The sequence below is a fragment of the Hyphomonas sp. J20-32 genome (genome assembly GCF_055808555.1).
In genome coordinates, this window is sequence record NZ_CM147873.1 from 2,952,632 (window position 1) to 2,970,195 (window position 17,564).

17 protein-coding genes are annotated in these 17,564 nt (G+C 63.5%); 8 read left to right on the forward strand and 9 right to left on the reverse strand.

The genetic code is table 11. The features are described from left to right. Position 1 precedes the first annotated feature (1 nt). From AC0L7I_RS14245 to AC0L7I_RS14260, 4 genes are read right to left on the reverse strand one after another with little or no spacing between them, the layout of a single operon-like run. The gene (locus AC0L7I_RS14245) at positions 2-1,483 is read right to left on the reverse strand and encodes a Ppx/GppA phosphatase family protein (RefSeq protein ID WP_473397087.1); all 1,482 of its coding nucleotides are present in this window, start codon (positions 1,481-1,483) and stop codon (positions 2-4) included. Next, entirely contained in the window at positions 1,480-3,654 is a 2,175-nt protein-coding gene (locus AC0L7I_RS14250) for an RNA degradosome polyphosphate kinase (RefSeq protein ID WP_473397088.1), read from the reverse strand. The genes AC0L7I_RS14245 and AC0L7I_RS14250 overlap by 4 nt, the downstream gene beginning before the upstream one ends. A 25-nt stretch (positions 3,655-3,679) precedes the next feature. Beyond that, the gene (locus tag AC0L7I_RS14255) at positions 3,680-4,375 is read right to left on the reverse strand and encodes a P-loop NTPase family protein (RefSeq protein ID WP_473397089.1); all 696 of its coding nucleotides are present in this window, start codon (positions 4,373-4,375) and stop codon (positions 3,680-3,682) included. Between the two features lie 26 nt (positions 4,376-4,401). Further along, positions 4,402-5,427, reverse strand: coding sequence for a hypothetical protein (locus AC0L7I_RS14260; protein WP_473397090.1), 1,026 nt, complete (start codon positions 5,425-5,427; stop codon positions 4,402-4,404). A 107-nt stretch (positions 5,428-5,534) separates the two neighbouring features. On the opposite strand from AC0L7I_RS14260, the gene purM reads away from it, so the two are divergent. From purM to AC0L7I_RS14280, 4 genes are all read left to right on the forward strand, one after another. After that, positions 5,535-6,560, forward strand: a complete 1,026-nt coding sequence (gene purM, locus AC0L7I_RS14265; RefSeq protein ID WP_473397092.1) for a phosphoribosylformylglycinamidine cyclo-ligase — start codon at positions 5,535-5,537, stop codon at positions 6,558-6,560. After that, a complete protein-coding gene (gene purN / locus AC0L7I_RS14270; protein ID WP_473397093.1) occupies positions 6,557-7,147 on the forward strand; it encodes a phosphoribosylglycinamide formyltransferase in 591 nt (196 codons plus the stop codon). The genes purM and purN overlap by 4 nt, the downstream gene beginning before the upstream one ends. A gap of 284 nt (positions 7,148-7,431) precedes the next feature. Next, a complete protein-coding gene (locus tag AC0L7I_RS14275; protein ID WP_473397095.1) occupies positions 7,432-7,866 on the forward strand; it encodes a GNAT family N-acetyltransferase in 435 nt (144 codons plus the stop codon). Between the two features lie 76 nt (positions 7,867-7,942). Then, entirely contained in the window at positions 7,943-8,320 is a 378-nt protein-coding gene (locus AC0L7I_RS14280; protein ID WP_473397096.1) for a hypothetical protein, read from the forward strand. 130 nt (positions 8,321-8,450) lie between these two features. Here the strand turns inward: AC0L7I_RS14280 and ndk are convergent, their stop codons facing one another. Next, the gene (gene ndk / locus AC0L7I_RS14285) at positions 8,451-8,873 is read right to left on the reverse strand and encodes a nucleoside-diphosphate kinase (protein WP_473397097.1); all 423 of its coding nucleotides are present in this window, start codon (positions 8,871-8,873) and stop codon (positions 8,451-8,453) included. Between the two features lie 147 nt (positions 8,874-9,020). Here ndk and AC0L7I_RS14290 point away from each other — a divergent pair, with 147 nt between their 5' ends. Continuing rightward, the gene (locus AC0L7I_RS14290) at positions 9,021-9,356 is read left to right on the forward strand and encodes a zinc ribbon domain-containing protein YjdM (protein WP_473397098.1); all 336 of its coding nucleotides are present in this window, start codon (positions 9,021-9,023) and stop codon (positions 9,354-9,356) included. 15 nt (positions 9,357-9,371) lie between these two features. On the opposite strand, the gene AC0L7I_RS14295 is transcribed toward AC0L7I_RS14290, so the two are convergent. The 4 genes from AC0L7I_RS14295 to AC0L7I_RS14310 are packed head-to-tail and all read right to left on the reverse strand — an operon-like array spanning position 9,372 to position 12,420. After that, complete coding sequence (locus AC0L7I_RS14295) at positions 9,372-9,758, reverse strand: hypothetical protein (RefSeq protein WP_473397099.1); 387 nt, start codon at positions 9,756-9,758, stop codon at positions 9,372-9,374. After that, positions 9,758-10,480, reverse strand: coding sequence for a CPBP family intramembrane glutamic endopeptidase (locus AC0L7I_RS14300; RefSeq protein WP_473397100.1), 723 nt, complete (start codon positions 10,478-10,480; stop codon positions 9,758-9,760). The genes AC0L7I_RS14295 and AC0L7I_RS14300 overlap by 1 nt, the downstream gene beginning before the upstream one ends. Then, on the reverse strand, positions 10,477-10,950 hold the full coding sequence (locus tag AC0L7I_RS14305) for a DNA polymerase III subunit chi (RefSeq protein WP_473397101.1): 474 nt from the start codon (positions 10,948-10,950) through the stop codon (positions 10,477-10,479). Before AC0L7I_RS14305 ends, AC0L7I_RS14300 begins: the two co-directional genes overlap by 4 nt. Before the next feature lie 3 nt (positions 10,951-10,953). Further along, complete coding sequence (locus AC0L7I_RS14310) at positions 10,954-12,420, reverse strand: leucyl aminopeptidase (RefSeq protein WP_473397102.1); 1,467 nt, start codon at positions 12,418-12,420, stop codon at positions 10,954-10,956. A 121-nt stretch (positions 12,421-12,541) separates the two neighbouring features. Between AC0L7I_RS14310 and AC0L7I_RS14315 the strand changes: the two genes are divergently transcribed. The 3 genes from AC0L7I_RS14315 to topA all read left to right on the forward strand — a co-directional run bounded on the left by AC0L7I_RS14315 (position 12,542) and on the right by topA (position 17,458). Further along, entirely contained in the window at positions 12,542-13,684 is a 1,143-nt protein-coding gene (locus AC0L7I_RS14315) for an LptF/LptG family permease (RefSeq protein WP_473397103.1), read from the forward strand. Further along, the gene (gene lptG, locus AC0L7I_RS14320) at positions 13,681-14,805 is read left to right on the forward strand and encodes an LPS export ABC transporter permease LptG (protein WP_473397104.1); all 1,125 of its coding nucleotides are present in this window, start codon (positions 13,681-13,683) and stop codon (positions 14,803-14,805) included. The genes AC0L7I_RS14315 and lptG overlap by 4 nt, the downstream gene beginning before the upstream one ends. Positions 14,806-14,872: 67 nt before the next feature. After that, entirely contained in the window at positions 14,873-17,458 is a 2,586-nt protein-coding gene (gene topA, locus AC0L7I_RS14325) for a type I DNA topoisomerase (RefSeq protein WP_473397105.1), read from the forward strand. The last annotated feature ends 106 nt before the right edge of the window (positions 17,459-17,564 follow it).

Below are 17,564 nucleotides of genomic sequence, written 5' to 3' on the forward strand. Positions count from 1 at the left end.
ATTAGCGGGTCACGACGGTCGGCTTGAGGCGCAACTGGTTCGCCGTCTGCGTCAGGCGCCGCATCACTGTGTCTGATACCATCGGCGCGTCCACCTTGAGCACATGCAGCTCCAGGTTTTCGCCTCGCCGCGCGAGGCTCGCGCGCTTCAGGATCGGCCCCGATCGCCCGGAGAACACCGCACCCAGCCGCATTGCGCTGCCCAGCTGGCGTGCCCGGTCGGCCTGTTCGTCGCTTGTCAAGCTCAGGTACTCGCCCGGTCGCTTGAAATCCTTCTCGTACCGGCAGCCGATCGCATAGGCGATCATTGCCCGTTCGGCATGGGTGACGCCTGCATAGGGGGCTCGCAGGGCCTGCTCATAGGCCAGCAGCGACCGGTGGTCAGGATGGAACCGCCCGGCGCTGTCAGCCATCATGCAGGCGGCCTTCTCGATCCGCGAGTCGGCAGCCGGCGACCCGAACAGGTCCGGCTCCGGTGCGAATGCCGGGCTGACAAATTCGTGCAGCGCCTGCCCGAAGGCGATCTGGTTCTGGTCCAGTCGTCCGAATGCGATAACGCCATCCAGCAGCGGGTCGGTCACCGCCGCGCCAGTCAGGTCGCGCAACACACCTTCGCGCAGTCCGCCTGACGAAATCGTGACACCTTCCAGTGGGCTGATGGCCAGGATTTCTTCCAGGATGATCGCGGCGATCGGCAGGTGTTTCGCGCGCCGGCGGTCGACTTTTTCCACCCTGCTGCGCGCGCCGGCATTGTTGACACTGTCGAGACAGAGCTTCGCCGTTCGCGCCACCTGCCCCTCGTTCATCTGGAACCCCTGCAGCACGTGCAGCGGATAGGACTCGATCTCCATGTTCAGGCGCGCAAACGAACGCCACGCGCCGCCCACGGCATAGAATTGTCCCTGCGCCCCCGGCAGCACTTTCGAGGACTTGAGTTCCGCGCGCACCTTCTTGCGCAACTCGCGCAGGTCCTTGGCCTCCTCGGCCAGTGAGAGCGGCCCCAGCAACAGGCTTTCCCCCCGCGCCTTGCCGGAACCGATCCTCTGGAATTCGATGCTCGATCCGCCGAGGTCGCCCATCACGCCCTTCGGCCGGTGAAAGCTCGCCTCCACGCCCAGCGCCGACAGGCGCGCCTCGTCGGTGCCAGACAGAACCATGACCGGCCGCCCCAGGACCCGTCCGGCCTTCTTCACGAAGTCCGCACCGTCACCCGCCTCGCGCACGGCCGCCGTTGCAACGGCTGTATAATTGCGCAGGTTGAGCGCCTTGAGAATCGCCCGGTAACGGCCCAGCGCGCCCAGCGCCGCCTCCCGTCCCGAAGGCGACAATGTTCCCCGCTCGATCAGTCCTTCGCCCAGACCGGCCATGACCTTCTCGTTGAAGGTCGGCAGGATCGACGCGCCCAGCACGTCGTAGATCACCAGGCGAACGGAGTTCGAACCGATGTCGATAATGCCTGCGCGCTCGGATTTCGGGAACATCATGCCGGTTTGCTACCCCGGTGCGACAGCCTGGGCGGCAGGCTGACTTCCAGCGCGCTGCCCCGTCCCGACAGGCTTGGATTGTTCATGAAGTACCTGTGCGCCGCGAACGCCGTCTCCCGGTTCTCTGGCTCGACACGATGATAGGTGCCGTCCTCATGCATGGTCCAGCTCTGCAGCTCATCATTCAGGTTGGCCACCATGATCTGGTTCAGCACCTGCCGGTGCACGGTCGGGTTCTCGATCGGCACCAACGCTTCGACCCGGCGGGTCAGGTTGCGCGGCATCCAGTCGGCTGACGAGATGAACACTTTGGCATTGGCAGACGGCAGCGCCTCGCCATTGGCAAAGCAGACGATGCGCGCATGCTCCAGGAACCGGCCGACAATGCTCTTGACCGTGATCGTCTCCGACAGGCCTGGCACGCCTGGCCTGAGGCAGCAGATGCCGCGAACCACCAGCGTGATCGGCACGCCGGCCTGGCTCGCCCGGTAAAGGGCATCAATCACCTCGCCATCGACCAGCGAGTTCATCTTGGCCCAGATGCCGCTCGGCTTGCCCTTCTTCGCAGCCGCCACCTCGTCCCCGATCATCCTGATCAGGTCCTGTTTCAGAGTCAGCGGCGACATCGATATCTTCTCGAGAACCGGACCGACACGCGGCGGCTCGCGATAGGCAGTCACGAAATTGAACAACCTGTTGGCATCCCGCCCCAGCGCCGCATCGGCCGTGAACAGCGACAGGTCGGTATAGATGCGCGCATTGATCGGATGGTAGTTTCCGGTCCCGAAGTGCGTATACGAACGAAGGTCGGTCCCCTCTCGCCGCACCACCAGCGACACCTTGGCATGCGTCTTGTACTCGATGAAACCGTACACGACCTGCACGCCCGCCCGCTCCAGGTCGCGCGCCAGCCGCAGGTTCGCTTCCTCGTCGAACCGCGCCTTGATCTCGACCAGCGCGGTCACGTTCTTGCCAGACTCCGCCGCCTCGATGAGCGCCGCCACGACCGGCGAGTTCGACGTCGTCCGGTACAGCGTCTGCTTGATCGCCACGACGGCCGGGTCGGCAGCCGCCTGCCGGATGAACTGCACCACCACATCGAAGCTCTCGAACGGGTGGTGGACCAGGATGTCCTTGGCCCGGATGGCTGCGAAACAATCGCCGCCCATCTCGCGGATCCGTTCCGGATAGCGCGGCTCATAGGGCGGGAATTGCAGGTCCAGCCGGTCATCGACGATCAGTTCCGACAGCTGCGCCATGCCGAGGATGCCGTCATACAGCACCGTGTCCGCCTGCTCGGCGCCGATCTCGCGCGTGATGAATTCGCGCAATTCTTTCGGCGCGCTCGACTGCATCCTGAGCCGCACGATGCGCCCCCTGCGGCGCTGTTTCAGCATCACCTCGAATTCGCGGATCAGGTCTTCGGCTTCTTCCTCGATCTCGATATCGCTGTCGCGCACGACGCGGAACAGGCAGCGGTCCTTTTCCCTGAACCCCGGGAACAGGTCGCCCAGGAACATGCCGATCACGTCTTCCAGCGCAATGAAACGCATATTGCCCTTGGTCGATTTCGGCAGCCGGATGAAGCGGCGCACGAAAGCCGGCAGCGGCACGATCCCGACATGGCCTTCCCCGCCGGACTCCGACACAAGGTCGACCGCAATCGAGAAACCGAGATTGGGAATGAACGGGAACGGGTGCGCCGGGTCCACCGCCAGCGGAGTCAGCACCGGAAAGATATTGCTGCGGAAATAGGTCTCCAGCTCGGCGCGTTCTTTCTTGGACAGTGAATCGGCCGACAGGACGTGGATGTTCTCCGTCGCCATTTCGTCTTTCAGCGTGCGCCATTGTTCCTGCTGGTCGGCGATCAGGCGCAATGACGCCTTCTCGATCTGCTCGACCTGATCGGATGGCTTCAGTCCGTCCTGGCTCGGCCTGACAACACCGGCGCGCACCTGTTCGCGCAGGCCCGCATAGCGCACCATTTCGAACTCATCGAGATTGCTCGCCGAAATCGACAGGAAGCGCAGGCGCTCCAGCAGCGGGTGCGCACGGTTGGCGGCCTCCTCCAGCACACGCTGGTTGAACTCCAGCCATGACAGCTCCCGGTTCAGGAACCTGTCTGGCGACGTCATCAGCGCCTTGTTGGTCCGTATTGGTCCGTCTGCCATGTCTGCCCGCCAGCCCTTCTATTCGTCAATCCAGCTTCGGTCCGCCCGGCGCGTCCGCTGCCATCGCGTCGAGCACGTCCTTGACCAGTGGCACGCTTGGCGCCCGGCCCATGTCGGTCACGCCATCACTCAGCCTTTCGGCAAACTGCTCAATGGCCTCATAGGTGAGATCAAGCCGCGGAACCAGATATTTGAGGACATCCGGCTCCAGTTTGAGGAAATGCCGCACCGCTGCGGCTTTCAGGCGCCCCAGCATCATCGCCTCGTCCGGCGCATAGATTTCCGCGACCGGCATGGAATTGAGCCGCGACTTCAGGTCCGGCGACGGGGCCTGCCAGTTTGGCGGCGCCAGGTTGGCCGTCAGCAACAACCGGCCGGACCCGGCCGAAACGAGATTGATCAGCGACAGCAACCGGTCGCCCGCCCTCACACGGTCGGCGCCGTCAATTGCCGTATAGGTTGCCGCCCGCGCTTCCACGTCGCGCGGCTTGAGGGCCGCGAACACCTTGGCATCGAAAACCTCGCCGCCAAACTTCCGGGCCCACGCATGGGCTATCGTCGTCAGGCCCGCTTTCGGAGGCCCGACAAGGCACAGAACCGGCGTCGGCCAGTTCTCGGGCCGCTGCACGATGCGCAAGGCCCCTTCATTGACGGGTGTCACGACAAGATCGGAAAATCCGAGCCCCGGGGCCGGAAATCCAAAACTCAACTGATCGGGCATACCGGGCCTGCCGATTCTGATCCGCTCTACTGCCTCACAGCAGCCGACACCGCCGAACGCAGCACAAGGCCTTCCGCATCGGGGGCCTCGGCCAGCGACACGCCGCGCTGCAGCAGGTCGTTCTGCAACCGGGGCTCATCGCCTGCATAGGCAAACGTCACCAGCGCGCCATCGCGGGCAATCGCGGTGATCTTGAAATCCGACACCAGCGGCGACCGTGCCAGCGCGCTGCGCAGCGTGTTCCACTCGGCCAGCGACGTGTAGCGCACGCTGGCGCTGGTCGTCGTCCGGGCGCCGCCCCTGATGACAGAGCGCCGCTTCCAGTCCTCGTCGAGGAATTCTGACGCCGCGTCGGCTGCGCCTTTCAGCGTCGCCGCATAATTCGTCGTGCCCAGAAGCTCTGTTCCGGCCGCCGTGACGGTCGACAGTGTTGTGCGATACGCACCGTTACGGCCTTCCAGTTCCGCCAGCACGCCGCGCCGCGCGCCGACCGTCGCCGCTTCCGTGGAAAAGGCAGACCAGTCAGAGAAGGCCGTGTAGCCCGGATTCGACGCTGTCACATAAGGCGCCAGCGCGTTGGCATTCTCGGCGCCCAGCGCCAGGCGCCAGGCTTCCTGCGCCTGGTAATTCGAGGCCAATGGCACGATCAGGCTCTTCGGGCCCTGCGTATCGACATAGGGCACGCCGAGTCCGTCAAGATGCGCCCGCACCATCAGGGGGTTCAGCACCACAGACAGGACGCCGCGATAGCGCCCGGCGCCCGCCGTCTCTTCCTGCACATCTACAGCCGCCGACAGGCGCTCGGCCAGCGCATAATCGACCGGCAGGCCGCCAGCCGCCGCCCGGTCGTCGGCCAGCGTGATCTTGGTAAGCAGGGCAACAGCCGCCTTCTGGCGCGCCGCGGCCATCGCCTTGTCGCGCGCTTCAATCACGCTCGCCGCCTGCTGATCGACTTCGATATTGCGGACGGTGTACACCTCGCGCGTGTCTGCGCTGGCTGGCAGCCCAGCGGCGCAGGCGAGGAATACCGAAGCGAGAAGCAAACGAATCATGGTCAACGACCTCCCTGTCAGTCTTCCTTGTAGCAAGCTGATGCGGCGGCTGGAACCGCAAGCAGCACTGGATAAGGCGATTTCCCCATGCTAACGCGCGAGACATCATGACCGAAACGCCCAAAACTCCCCTGTCTTATCGTGATGCCGGTGTCGATATTGAGGCAGGCGAACGCCTTGTCGGCGCTATCGGGCCGATGGCCAAGGCCACCGCGCGCGCTGGCGTGTTGGGCGGCCTCGGCGGCTTCGGTGCCTTGTTTGATTTGAAAAAAGCAGGCTACGACGACCCGGTCCTCGTGTCTGGAACCGACGGCGTCGGCACCAAGCTGATGCTCGCCTTCGAAGCAGGCCTTCACAGCACGGTCGGTATCGACCTCGTCGCCATGTGCGCCAATGACGTGCTCGCGCAAGGGGCCGAGCCCCTGTTCTTCCTCGACTATTTCGCCACGGGAAAGCTCGAAGGCGGCATTGCCGAAGCCGTCATTTCCGGCATCGCCGAGGGCTGCCGCCAGTCCGGCTGCGCCCTTGTCGGCGGTGAAACAGCGGAAATGCCCGGCATGTACCCGCCCGGACACTACGATCTCGCAGGCTTCGTCGTCGGCGCCGTCGACCGCGACAAGGTCCTGCCCCGAATGGACGACATGGTCGCCGGTGACGTCCTGATCGGCATCGCCTCGTCCGGCCCCCATTCCAATGGCTATTCCCTGATCCGGCGCATCATCGAGCGCGAGGGCCTGAACCATGCCTCGCCGTCGCCGTTCAGCAACCAGACGCTCGGTGAAGCCCTGCTGACGCCGACCCGCCTCTATTCACATATCGCCCTGCCGCTGATCCGTTCAGGCGTCGTCAAAGGCCTCGCCCATATCACCGGTGGCGGCATTACCGAGAACACGCCACGCATGGTGCCGGACCACCTGAAACCCGTCATCGACCGCTCCGCCTGGACCCCGCTCCCGGTCTTCCAGTGGCTGCAGCAGGCTGGCAATGTCACCGAAGACGAGATGCACCGCACATTCAACATGGGTATCGGCCTCATATTCGCCGTCGCCGCCGAAGACGCTGGCGCCGCCATGGCCCAGCTTGCCGAAGCCGGTGAAACCCCGGTCCGCCTCGGGCATCTTGCCGCGAAATGAACCGTCTCAAGCTCGCGATCCTGATTTCCGGCCGCGGCTCGAACATGGAGGCGCTGCTCAAGGCTGCCGCCGCGCCGGATTATCCGGCCAAGCCCGTTCTCGTCCTGTCCAACCGCCCCGATGCCCTCGGCCTCGAAACCGCGCTGGCCGCTGGCGTGCAGGCTATTGCGATTGACCACAAGCCGTTCGGCAAGGACCGCGAAGCCTTCGAGCGCGCCGTGGACGCCGCCCTCATCGGCGCGGGAACAGAGATCATTGCCCTTGCCGGTTTCATGCGCGTGCTGACGCCATGGTTCGTGGAAAAATGGCAGGGCCGGATGATCAACATCCACCCCTCCCTCCTCCCCAAGTACAAGGGCCTCGACACGCACCAGCGCGCCCTGGATGCAGGCGACGCTGAAGCCGGCGCCAGTGTCCACTGGGTCAGCCCCGGCGTTGATGACGGCGAGATCATCCAGCAGGCCAGCCTCCCCATCCTCCCCGGCGACACCGCCGACACCCTCGCCGCCCGCCTCCTGCCGATCGAGCACCAGCTCTATCCCGAGGCGCTGGCCAGGGCCTGCGCGGTGGTCTCCGCACGGACCTGACACCCCCTAACCACGCCCAAACCGCACCCGTCGCGCCACCAGCGCGAACCCGGTTCTTTGCACAAGTGCCTTGGACACTGCGCTCCGACGCAGTACAATCCACGGATCGAGCCGGAGATTTTATGTCCCGATAATATTGGCGCGCATGGTGCGGCCAAAACAAGTTGCAGAAGATCAGACTCGACGTGCCCCGCCACGCTGAGCCCTTTGACTTGATTCACAAAATCCCAAAAACACGCGCCCGGCATGCGCCGGGGCGCAAACGATGAAAGGGGTCTCTGACAATGATCAGGCCCTATACTGACCATGATGCAGACGCCGTGGTATCTATCTGGCGAGCCGCCAGCGAACGCGCTCATCCGTTTCTGTCCGCGCCGTTTCTGGATGCGGAAGCGGAGAATGTGAGGAACGTCTATCCGAGGTTCGCTGAAATCTGGGTGCTGGAAGACAATGCCACGCCCATCGGCTTCATTGCACTGATCGAGGCCGAAGTCGGCGCCATCTTCCTTCAGCCCGAACATCATGGACAAGGCCATGGCCGCGCCATGATGGATTTCGCGGTGTCGAAGAAGGGCGCCGTGACGCTTGACGTGTTCAAGGCCAATGCGATTGGTCGCGCCTTCTATACTCGGTACGGCTTCAAGCTGGTGGGGGAATATATCCACGAAGCCTCCGGACAGGAGACGCTGAAACTGGCATTCACGCCGCAAGCAGGCTGATGAAACCGGGGCGCCGCTTTCGGGTGGCGCCCCAACTTATCCACCCCCTCCCGAACCCGGCGTATAATGCGCCGCAATGTTCAGCCTCCTCACCCCCATGCCGGGCCTGCCTTGGTACCTGCTGCCAATCTGGCCGCTCATCTTCTGGCGCATCCAGCGCCTGAAGAAATGGTTCCGCGCGGCAGGCGGACCGGGCAGCCAAATGCTCTGGGGCGTGATGTGGAACGGCAGGGTCGTGATTATCCAGCTCTCGGACGATCTTTCCGGTCACCGTCCGTGTACTTTCCGGGCACCGGTATCGGACAGGCTCAGGCTCGCCCTCAACCCCGAAACAATTGACCCGTGTCCCCTGCGCAGGCAGGGGCGGCGAAACTCGGCAATTCGCCAGCACGGCCCTGCGTCCCTGCCTTCGCAGGGGATGCGGACCTACGGGTTGCCCCTCCCCCACACCTGACCCCGACCTCACCCTCGGGACCCCCAAACTCCACCCCAAGCGCCCCCTCAGGCGCCGCGCCTGCAGGCACAAAAAAACCGGAAGGCGAAGCGCCATCCGGTCTTTCCGTCTGCGAGATCAACAGGAAGCCTTAGCCGACGATGTCGGCTTCCGAGAAGAATTGCGCGATTTCCATTGCCGCGTTCTCAGCCGAGTCCGAACCGTGCACTGAGTTCTCGCCGATCGACAGGGCGAACAGTTTGCGGATCGTGCCGTCAGCCGCGTCAGCCGGGTTGGTGGCGCCCATCACGTCGCGATGTTTCGCAACGGCGTCTTCGCCTTCCAGCACCTGAACGACAACGGGTGCAGAGGTCATGAACTCGACCAGTTCGCCGAAGAACGGACGCTCGGAGTGCACACCGTAAAAGCGCTCGGCCTGGGCCTGTGTCATCTGGATGCGGCGCTGGGCGATGATGCGCAGGCCAGCCTTTTCGATCACGGCATTGATGGCGCCGGTGAGGTTACGCTTGGTTGCGTCAGGCTTGATGATGGAAAAGGTACGCTGGACAGCCATGAGGAAGTTCCTGTTGTGGGGAAAGGGGAGTGTTGGCGCGGCCTATAGCGGCGCCCGCCCGCCGGGGCAAGCATTCAGGGCGGCGCTTGCGCAGATGCTGGATGGGGCCTAGGGGGCGAGTACTACGCCTGATCAAGGACCCCCGCCATGAGCACCCTGCCGCCCTGCCCCAAATGCCAGTCTGAATTCACCTATGAAGACGGCCCGATGCTGGTCTGCCCGGAATGCGCCCATGAATGGGCCGCCGGTGAAGCGGCGGACGCGGGCGAAAAGGTGATCAGGGATTCCAACGGCAACCCGCTCGCCGACGGTGACACGGTGACGGTGATCAAGGACCTCAAGGTGAAAGGCAGCTCCCTCGTCGTGAAGCGCGGCACCAAGGTCAAGAACATCCGGCTCACCGACGGCGATCACGACATCGACTGCAAGATCGACGGCATCGGCGCCATGGGCCTCAAATCGGAATTCGTGAAGAAGGCCTAAGTCCGCAAAAGCGGCCTACTCGGCAAAGCGATATAGAAGCGGGTATTCGACAGTCTGACCTGTCGGGCATTGCCGGCCACATACATCCTTGGTCTCGTAGCGAACGCTGGACATGCTCTGAACAGCACTCTCCAAGAAATGCTCATCTGAGCAGACTGAGTCTGTCACCTCGACCGTGCCATCCGCGTTCACACGGTAAGTTACCACACAATCTGCATCTCCAGCTTCTGTGATTTTGGGATAAATTGGGCTCGGGAGCGCCAGAATCTCACAATCATGCGACACGCTAATGGTGCAGACCTCACTTAGCGGATTTTCTTGCTTCTCCCATTCGTCGGCCGTGGCGCTGCAACCTGCGGCACCTACAACTGCCGCCAGAATGAAGGCTTTGCGGATTTCCATCACACCCCCGCCTCGCGGCCTGCTTGCCGGCGGTAGGTGAAATAGGCGAGGCTGAGCGATATCGCGTCGACAAGCATGTGCAGCAGGATCGGCAGGAACAGCGACCCCGTCGCCCAATAGACGACCCCGAGGACTGCGCCCAGGATCGCAGTGCCCACCGTCCCGCCCAAGCCCTGGTAGGCGTGGGCCAGGCCGAATATTACGGCCTGGACAGCGATGGCGGCATAGACCGGCATGAAGAAAGCCAGCATCCACATCACGAACCCGCGATAGGCAATTTCTTCCGCGACGCCCGCGCTGAAGGACAGGGCCATGCCCCATCTGTGCTGTCGCGGCGTCTTCGGCAGGAACGGCGCCAGCTTGCCATAGGCTTTCAGGCGGGCGGCATCGCCTTTCCCGCTGACCAGTCCGCCCAGCAAGTTCAACACCATCCCGATCAACAGGGCCCCTGCAATGAAACTGCCGATCCTGAAATTGCCCGCAAGGTTGGGGTCCCTGAATCCAAGCGCGGCCCAGTCCCGCCCCAGCACAAACCAGGTGACCAGAACGCTGGCGGCGATCACGCCATGAAACGCGATGGTCTTCATGTATTCAACGGAAAGAATATCCTTTTCGGCAACCGACTCGCGCTGCAGGAAGGCGCGGTGGTCGAACCATCCCCACACCGGCACAACCACGGTCAGGAATGCGAGCACGGCCCAGTCTGCCGGAGCAATGTTCATACGCCCGCCTCCGACCAGCCGCCCTTCGGCGTCTGCTGGAAATAGCGGGTCACGAGGCCGGCATCCTTCGCCGCCTTGAACTGCGCCCGCGCCTTTGTCCGCGCGCCGCTGTCGCCATCGTCGAACATCACCATGCAGCGCGTATAGGCCGCGTCCACCGGCACTTCGACGCCGTCCATCAACACCAGCGCCGCCGCCCCGTTCACATTGTCCGGCTTGGCCGACAGCAGCACCGGCTGGCGCGCCGCATCCAGCCCCGGCGCCTCGGCCTGGCCATGCGGCAAGAAGCTCTTGTCCTCATAGGTCCACAGCGCCGCGTCCAGCGCCGCCCGCCGCTCGGCATTGGGCGACACCGCCAGCACCCGCCACCCGGCTTCAAGGCATTTCGCCATCAGCGGCGCCGCCGCCTGCTCCAGCGTCGTGCGGGAGAGATGGTAAAACCACCATTCAGGCGCCGGCGTATCCGCCACGGGCTAGTCCTCGTAGTTTTCAGCGATCCAGCGGTCGAGCAGGCGCGGGCCGAAGCCGGACGCCCAGCTGACATCCAGCGCCGCCTTCTCGCCTTCAACCCAGGCGACGCCCGCAATGTCGAGGTGCGCCCATTTCACGCCGTCCTTGACGAAGCGCTTCAGGAACTGTGCCGCTGTGATCGAGCCGGCCGCCTTGCCGCCAATATTGCGCATGTCGGCAAACTTGGATTTCAGCAGGCTGTCATATTCCGGGCCCATCGGCAGGCGCCACACGCGCTCGCCCTCGGTCAGGCCCGCCTTGGTCAGCTCGTCGGCCAGGTCATCGCTGCCCGTGAACAGACCTGCATGATGGTGGCCCAGCGAAACCACGATGGCTCCGGTCAGCGTCGCCAGGTCGACCATGGCCTTCGGCTTGAAATGCTCCTGCGCGTACCAGAGCACGTCGCACAGCACGAGGCGGCCTTCGGCATCGGTGTTCTGCACTTCGATCGTCTGGCCGTTGGCCGATTTCAGGATATCACCCGGGCGGATAGCATCGCCGTCCGGCATGTTCTCGACAAGGCCGACCAGGCCCACGACGTTCACTTTCGCCTTGCGGGCCGCCAGCGCGCGGATCGCGCCGGTCACGGCAGCCGCACCGCCCATGTCGCCGCGCATGTCTTCCATGCCCGGTCCTGGCTTCAATGACACGCCGCCTGTGTCGAAGCAGACGCCCTTGCCAACCAGGATCACCGGATCCTCGCCCGGCTTGCCGCCATTCCATTTCATGATGCCGAGCTGACTCTCCTTGCGCGAGCCCTGTCCGACGCCCAGCAGCGCGTTCATGCCCAGCTTGGCCATGTCCATCTCGCCGAGGATTTCCACCTCAACGCCATATTCCGACAGGTCCTTCAGTTTCGCGGCAAAGCTCGCCGGATAGAGATCGTTGGGCGGCATGTTCACCAGGTCACGGGCGAGCATCGTACCCTCCGCGCCGGCATCGAGCGGCACGAACGCCGCCTTGGCGGCCTTCACATCGTCCACCACCACCGTCACCGAGGTCAGGCTCGGCTTCTGGTCGGGCTTCTGCTTGGTGAAATAGCTATCAAAACGATAGGCAGCGAGCTTGGCGCCCAGTGCGACCCTGGCGGCATCCTCGGCATTGCCCGCATGGACAGCCAGCGATTTGAACCCGCTCTTGGCATGCGATTTCACCAGATTGGCGCCAATGGACTCCAGAATCCGCGCATCGCGCTTTTTCGGCTTTCCGCCGCCAATCAGCACAGCGCGCCGGGAATCACCGCCCTTCGGCAGCACGACCAGGGCCTGTTGGTCCTTCTTTCCGTCGAATCGCGCACCAGTCAGGGCCTCGGTCAGCAGGCCGCCAGACGCTGTATCCAGGCTCGCCGCTGCTGCCGGTAAACCATCGCCTTCATCCACGATGAAGGCTACGATATCGGCCTTGGCGGCGTCAGCGAATGTGATTTTCATGTATGTATTCTCCATTTGTGACGGAAACTAAACGTCGACGTGCGCAGCGCAACTCGTTAGCTAAGAAAAAAATTGACCTGTTTCAGGCAGGCCAGCAGGAAAATGTTTCCCAATTGAGCGTATGAGCAAAGTCCAGACCTACCTTTTCTATGAAGTCTTGCGTGCCGTCCTCATTATTGTCGGTGGCTTGGCCATGCTCGCGCTCCTCGCGCAAGGCCTGTCGCGCACCGATCTCATCCTCGAAAACCGCCAGTCCGCCCTCACTTATTTCTATATCGTGATGCTGGGCGCCCCGCAGGTGATTGCGCTGCTGACACCGCTTGCCCTGTTCGTGGCCGGGGTCTGGGCGCTCAATCGCATCCACAAGGACAGCGAGATCGTCGTCGCCCAGGCCGCCGGGATGACGCCGTGGCAGATCGCGTCGCCGATCATGCGCCTCGCGGTCCTCTGCACTGTGGCCCACCTGGCCGTGAATCTCTGGGTCCAGCCCGCGGCCCAGCGGGCCATGCGCGAAACCGTGTCAGTCGCGCGGGCCGATCTCGCCGCCGCCCTGATCCGCCCCGGCCAGTTTACCACCAATGGCGAACGCCTCACCTTCTATGCGCGCGAGCAGATCGCCGGCGAGCTGCGCGGCGTGCTGATCTCCGACATGACAGATCCGGAATTCCCGACTGACATCCTCGCCCGCAGCGCCGCCCTGGTTGAAGTGGAAGGCCGCCCCACCCTGCTCCTGCGCGATGCCATCAGCCAGCAACTTGACGACAACCAGCAACTCTCGATCCTCGAATTCGACCAGTACATGTTCGATTTGACGGATTTCATGAAAGAGGATTCCGACCTCGTCCTGAAGGCGTCCGACAAATACCTGTACGAACTCTTCTTCGTCGACCGATCGAACTATTTCGAGGCCAAGGAGGCCGATAACCTGCTCGCTGAGGCGAATGCGCGCCTGACAACGCCGCTGCTCAACCTGGTGATGGCGATGATTGCCGTCTTCGCCGTACTTGGCGGCGATTTCAGCCGAAAGGGTTACGGCAAGCGTATCGCGCTGGCGGGCGCAGGCGCGATCGTCGTGCTGATTGTCCAGCTGGCGCTGCAATCCTCGGCCGCGGACGATCCTGCGCTCAACGTCCTGCAATGGCTGCTGCCCATCGGCGTGCTCGGCCTGCTCAGTTACATCTACTTCCACCGCGGACGAAAAATCGGGCAGGTCGACCGCCCCAACATTGACCGGATGCGTCCCGGCAAGCAGGCGCCGGCATGAGGATCACCTTCTCCCGCATCCAGCGCTATATCCTGCGCGAATGCCTCAGCGGGCTCGCGCTCGTGCTTGGCGTGCTGCTGCTCGCCATCCTGATGATCGACGTTGTCGAACAGCTGCGTACGGTCGGCGGCGACGTGAAACTCAGCCTCGCGGGTGCACTCCGCCTGTCGCTGATGAAACTGCCGCTGATCATGGAGCAGACGCTGCCCTTCGCCATTCTCGTGGCCTCCATGCTGGCCTTCACCCGCCTCAACCGCCGGTCCGAACTTTCCATCATCCGCGCCAGCGGCATCTCGGCCTGGCGCTTTCTCGCCCCGGTCATCGTCATGGCCCTCGCACTCGGCATCTTCACCACCACGCTGCTGAACCCCTTCGCGGCAAGGCTTACCGAGTCCTTTGAACTTGAACGTGCCCGCCTGCTGGATGACGGTCGCCAGACCATGGCTGTGTCCGACACCGGCCTCTGGCTGCGCCAAGGGGACGATTCCAGCCAGATCGTGATCCATGCCCGGCGCGTTGAAGAAGGCGGAATCGTGCTGGTCGACGTCAAGATGATCGAGGAAGAACGTCTCTTTGCCGGCAACCGGCCGACCAATGACTATACGTTCGTGCGCCGCATCGATGCGACCCGTGCCTATCTCCGCAGCGGCTTCTGGCAATTGGAGAACGTGGTCGAGAACGTCCCGAACCTGCCGCCCGAGCGCAAGGCGAACCTCGCCATCCCGACCTCGCTTGACGCCGTCACCCTGCTCGACAAGTTCGCGTCGCCCAACACGATCGGCTTCTGGAACCTGCCCCGCTTCGTCAACCAGACGCAGGCGGCGGGCCTCGACGCTTCGCGCTACAAGATGCGCTGGAACAGCCTGATGGCCACGCCGGCCCTGTTCGTTGCCATGGGCCTGATCGGCGCCATCGTCTGCCTGCGCCTGTCGCGGCTTGGCGGCACGTCGCGCCTGCTCGCCATCGGATCGCTGATGGCTGTCGGCCTCTATTTCTTCACCCAGTTCTCGTCCAGCCTGGGGGCCACCGGGGCCGCGCCGCCCGTCGTCGCGGCCTGGAGCCCGCCCCTGTTCGTGCTGTTCTGCACGCTCACTTTCCTGGCCTATCGCGAAGACGGTTGATCCACCTCCGGCCTTGACAGGCGGCGCCTGCCCACTCCATCACTCCCGCCCTTGAAGAGGTGCCCCCATGAAACTTGTCGTCGTCGAGTCGCCCGCAAAGGCTAAAACGATCAACAAATACCTCGGCAAGGACTATAAGGTTCTGGCCTCGTACGGACACATTCGCGACCTGCCGTCGAAGAATGGCTCGGTTGATCCTGACAATGATTTCGAGATGGTCTGGGAGGCCGATTCAAAGTCGGCCAAGCGCATTTCCGACATCGCGAATTCCCTCAAGGAAGCTGACACGCTGATCCTCGCGACCGACCCCGATCGCGAAGGCGAAGCCATTTCCTGGCACTTGGTCGAGGCCTTGAAGAAGCGCCGCGCGCTCAAGAAAGACGTGCATGTCGAGCGCGTCGTCTTCAATGCGATCACCAAGAATGCCGTCACCACGGCCATGGAACACCCGCGCGAGATCGACCAGCAACTGGTCGATGCCTATCTCGCCCGCCGCGCGCTGGACTATCTCGTCGGTTTCACCCTTTCGCCTGTCCTCTGGCGCAAGCTGCCCGGCTCCCGCTCGGCTGGCCGCGTTCAGTCGGTTGCCCTGCGAATCGTCTGCGACCGCGAGAACGAGATCGAACTCTTCCGCCCGCAGGAATACTGGAACATTGCCGCCAGCCTGCGCGCCCCAGACGGCACCGATTTCGAAGCCCGCCTGCATGCCCTTGACGGCGACACGCTGAAAAAGTTCACCCTTGGCAACAAGGGCGACGCCGACAAGGCGCTCGAGATCGTCAAGACCGGCGGCTATTCCGTCGCCAACGTCGAGGCCAAGCCCGTCAAGCGCAACCCGCCGCCACCCTTCATCACGTCCACCCTGCAACAGGAAGCCTCCCGCAAGCTCGGCTTCGGCGCCAAGCGCACCATGCAGGCCGCCCAGAAACTCTATGAAGAAGGCCGCATCACCTATATGCGGACAGACGGCGTCAACATGGCCGAAGAGGCCTATGCCGCCGCCCGCAGCATGATCCAGTCGAACTATGGCGCCCGCTACCTGCCGGAAAACACCCGCCGATATTCGTCCAAGGCCAAGAACGCGCAGGAGGCCCACGAAGCCGTCCGCCCGACCGACTTCAACATCCGCCCGGAAGACTATCACGGCGACGGCGACCTGAAGAAACTCTACACGCTGATCTGGCGCCGGGCGGTTGCGTCCCAGATGGAAACCGCCCTGTTCGAGCGCACCACGATCGACCTCAAGTCGAAAGACCAGCGCGCCCTGCTGCGCGCCACCGGCCAGGTCCTCGTGTTTGACGGCTTCATCAAGCTCTACACCGAAGGCCATGATGCCGGCGACGATGATGACGATGCCGAAGGCCGCCTGCCCAAGATGGAACAGGGCCAGCACGCAGACCTGCTCAAGGCCGACGCCAATCAGAGCTTCACCGCGCCGCCGCCACGCTATACCGAGGCCAGCCTCGTCAAGCGCCTCGAAGAGCTCGGCATCGGTCGCCCGTCGACCTATGCCTCCACCATGTCGACGCTGGAAGACCGCGGCTATGTCCGTCTTGAAGGCAAGGCCCTGATCCCGGAAGACAAGGGCCGTCTCGTCACCGCCTTCCTTGAAAACTTCTTCGCCCGCTACGTGGAATATGATTTCACCGCCGGCCTTGAGGAAAAGCTCGACGTCATCTCCGACGGCAAGCTCGACTGGAAAGCCTTCCTCGCCGAGTTCTGGAAACAGTTCGCTACCGACATTGACGGCACCAAGGAACTCCGGGTCTCCGCCGTGCTCGATGCGCTCAATGAAACACTCGGCGCCTATGTCTTCCCGCGCCAGGACGCCGAAGGCAACCCGATCGAGAACCCGCGCCAGTGCCCGCTCTGCAAGGAGGGCGAGCTCTCGATGAAGCTCGGCCGCTTCGGGGCCTTTGTCGGCTGTTCGCGCCACCCCGAGTGCAAGTTTACCCGCCAGTTCAGCGCCGATGGCGATGCTGCCGCTGCGATCAACCCAGACGGCAACGAGCTCGGCCTGCACCCCGAAACCGGCGAGATGATCTATCTCAAGACCGGCCGCTTCGGCCCCTATGTGGAAATGGCGAATGGCGAAAAGCCCAAGCGCGCGTCCCTGACCAAGGCCGAAAAGGAAAAGCCGCAGGAGCTGACGCTCGAACGCGCCGTTGAACTCCTCCTTCTGCCCCGCGAAGTCGGAAAGCACCCGGAAGACAATGAGCCGATCTACGCAAACTTCGGTCGCTTCGGGCCATACGTCCAGCACGGCAAGACCTATGCGAACCTGAAAGACCCTGCCGATGTGTTCAATATCGGTCTCAATCGCGCGGTGGCGCTGATCGAGGACAAGAAGGCCAATCCGGGCCGTGGACGCGGTGGCGCCACGCCGCTGAAGGAGCTCGGCAACCACCCGGATGGCGACCCGGTCCAGGTCTTCGCCGGTCGCTACGGCCCGTACGTGAAGCACGGCAAGATCAACGCCACGATCCCGAAGGAGATGGCGCCCGAGACGATCACGCTGGAGCAGGCGGTCGAACTCGTGAACGCCCGGGCGGCGAAGGCCCCTGCCAAGAAAAAGGCCCCGGCGAAGAAGAAGGCCCCTGCCAAGAAAAAACCGGCGGCGAAGAAAAAGCCTGCCGCGAAGAAAGAAGACTGACCGCTCCCGGGCTCGCAATAGCCCGGCAGGCGTCCTCCTCCGATGCCAGTCTCGTTGCGCCAAACTGCGCCTTACGTCCTCCTCGCCGCGTGCGTGTGGGGTATTT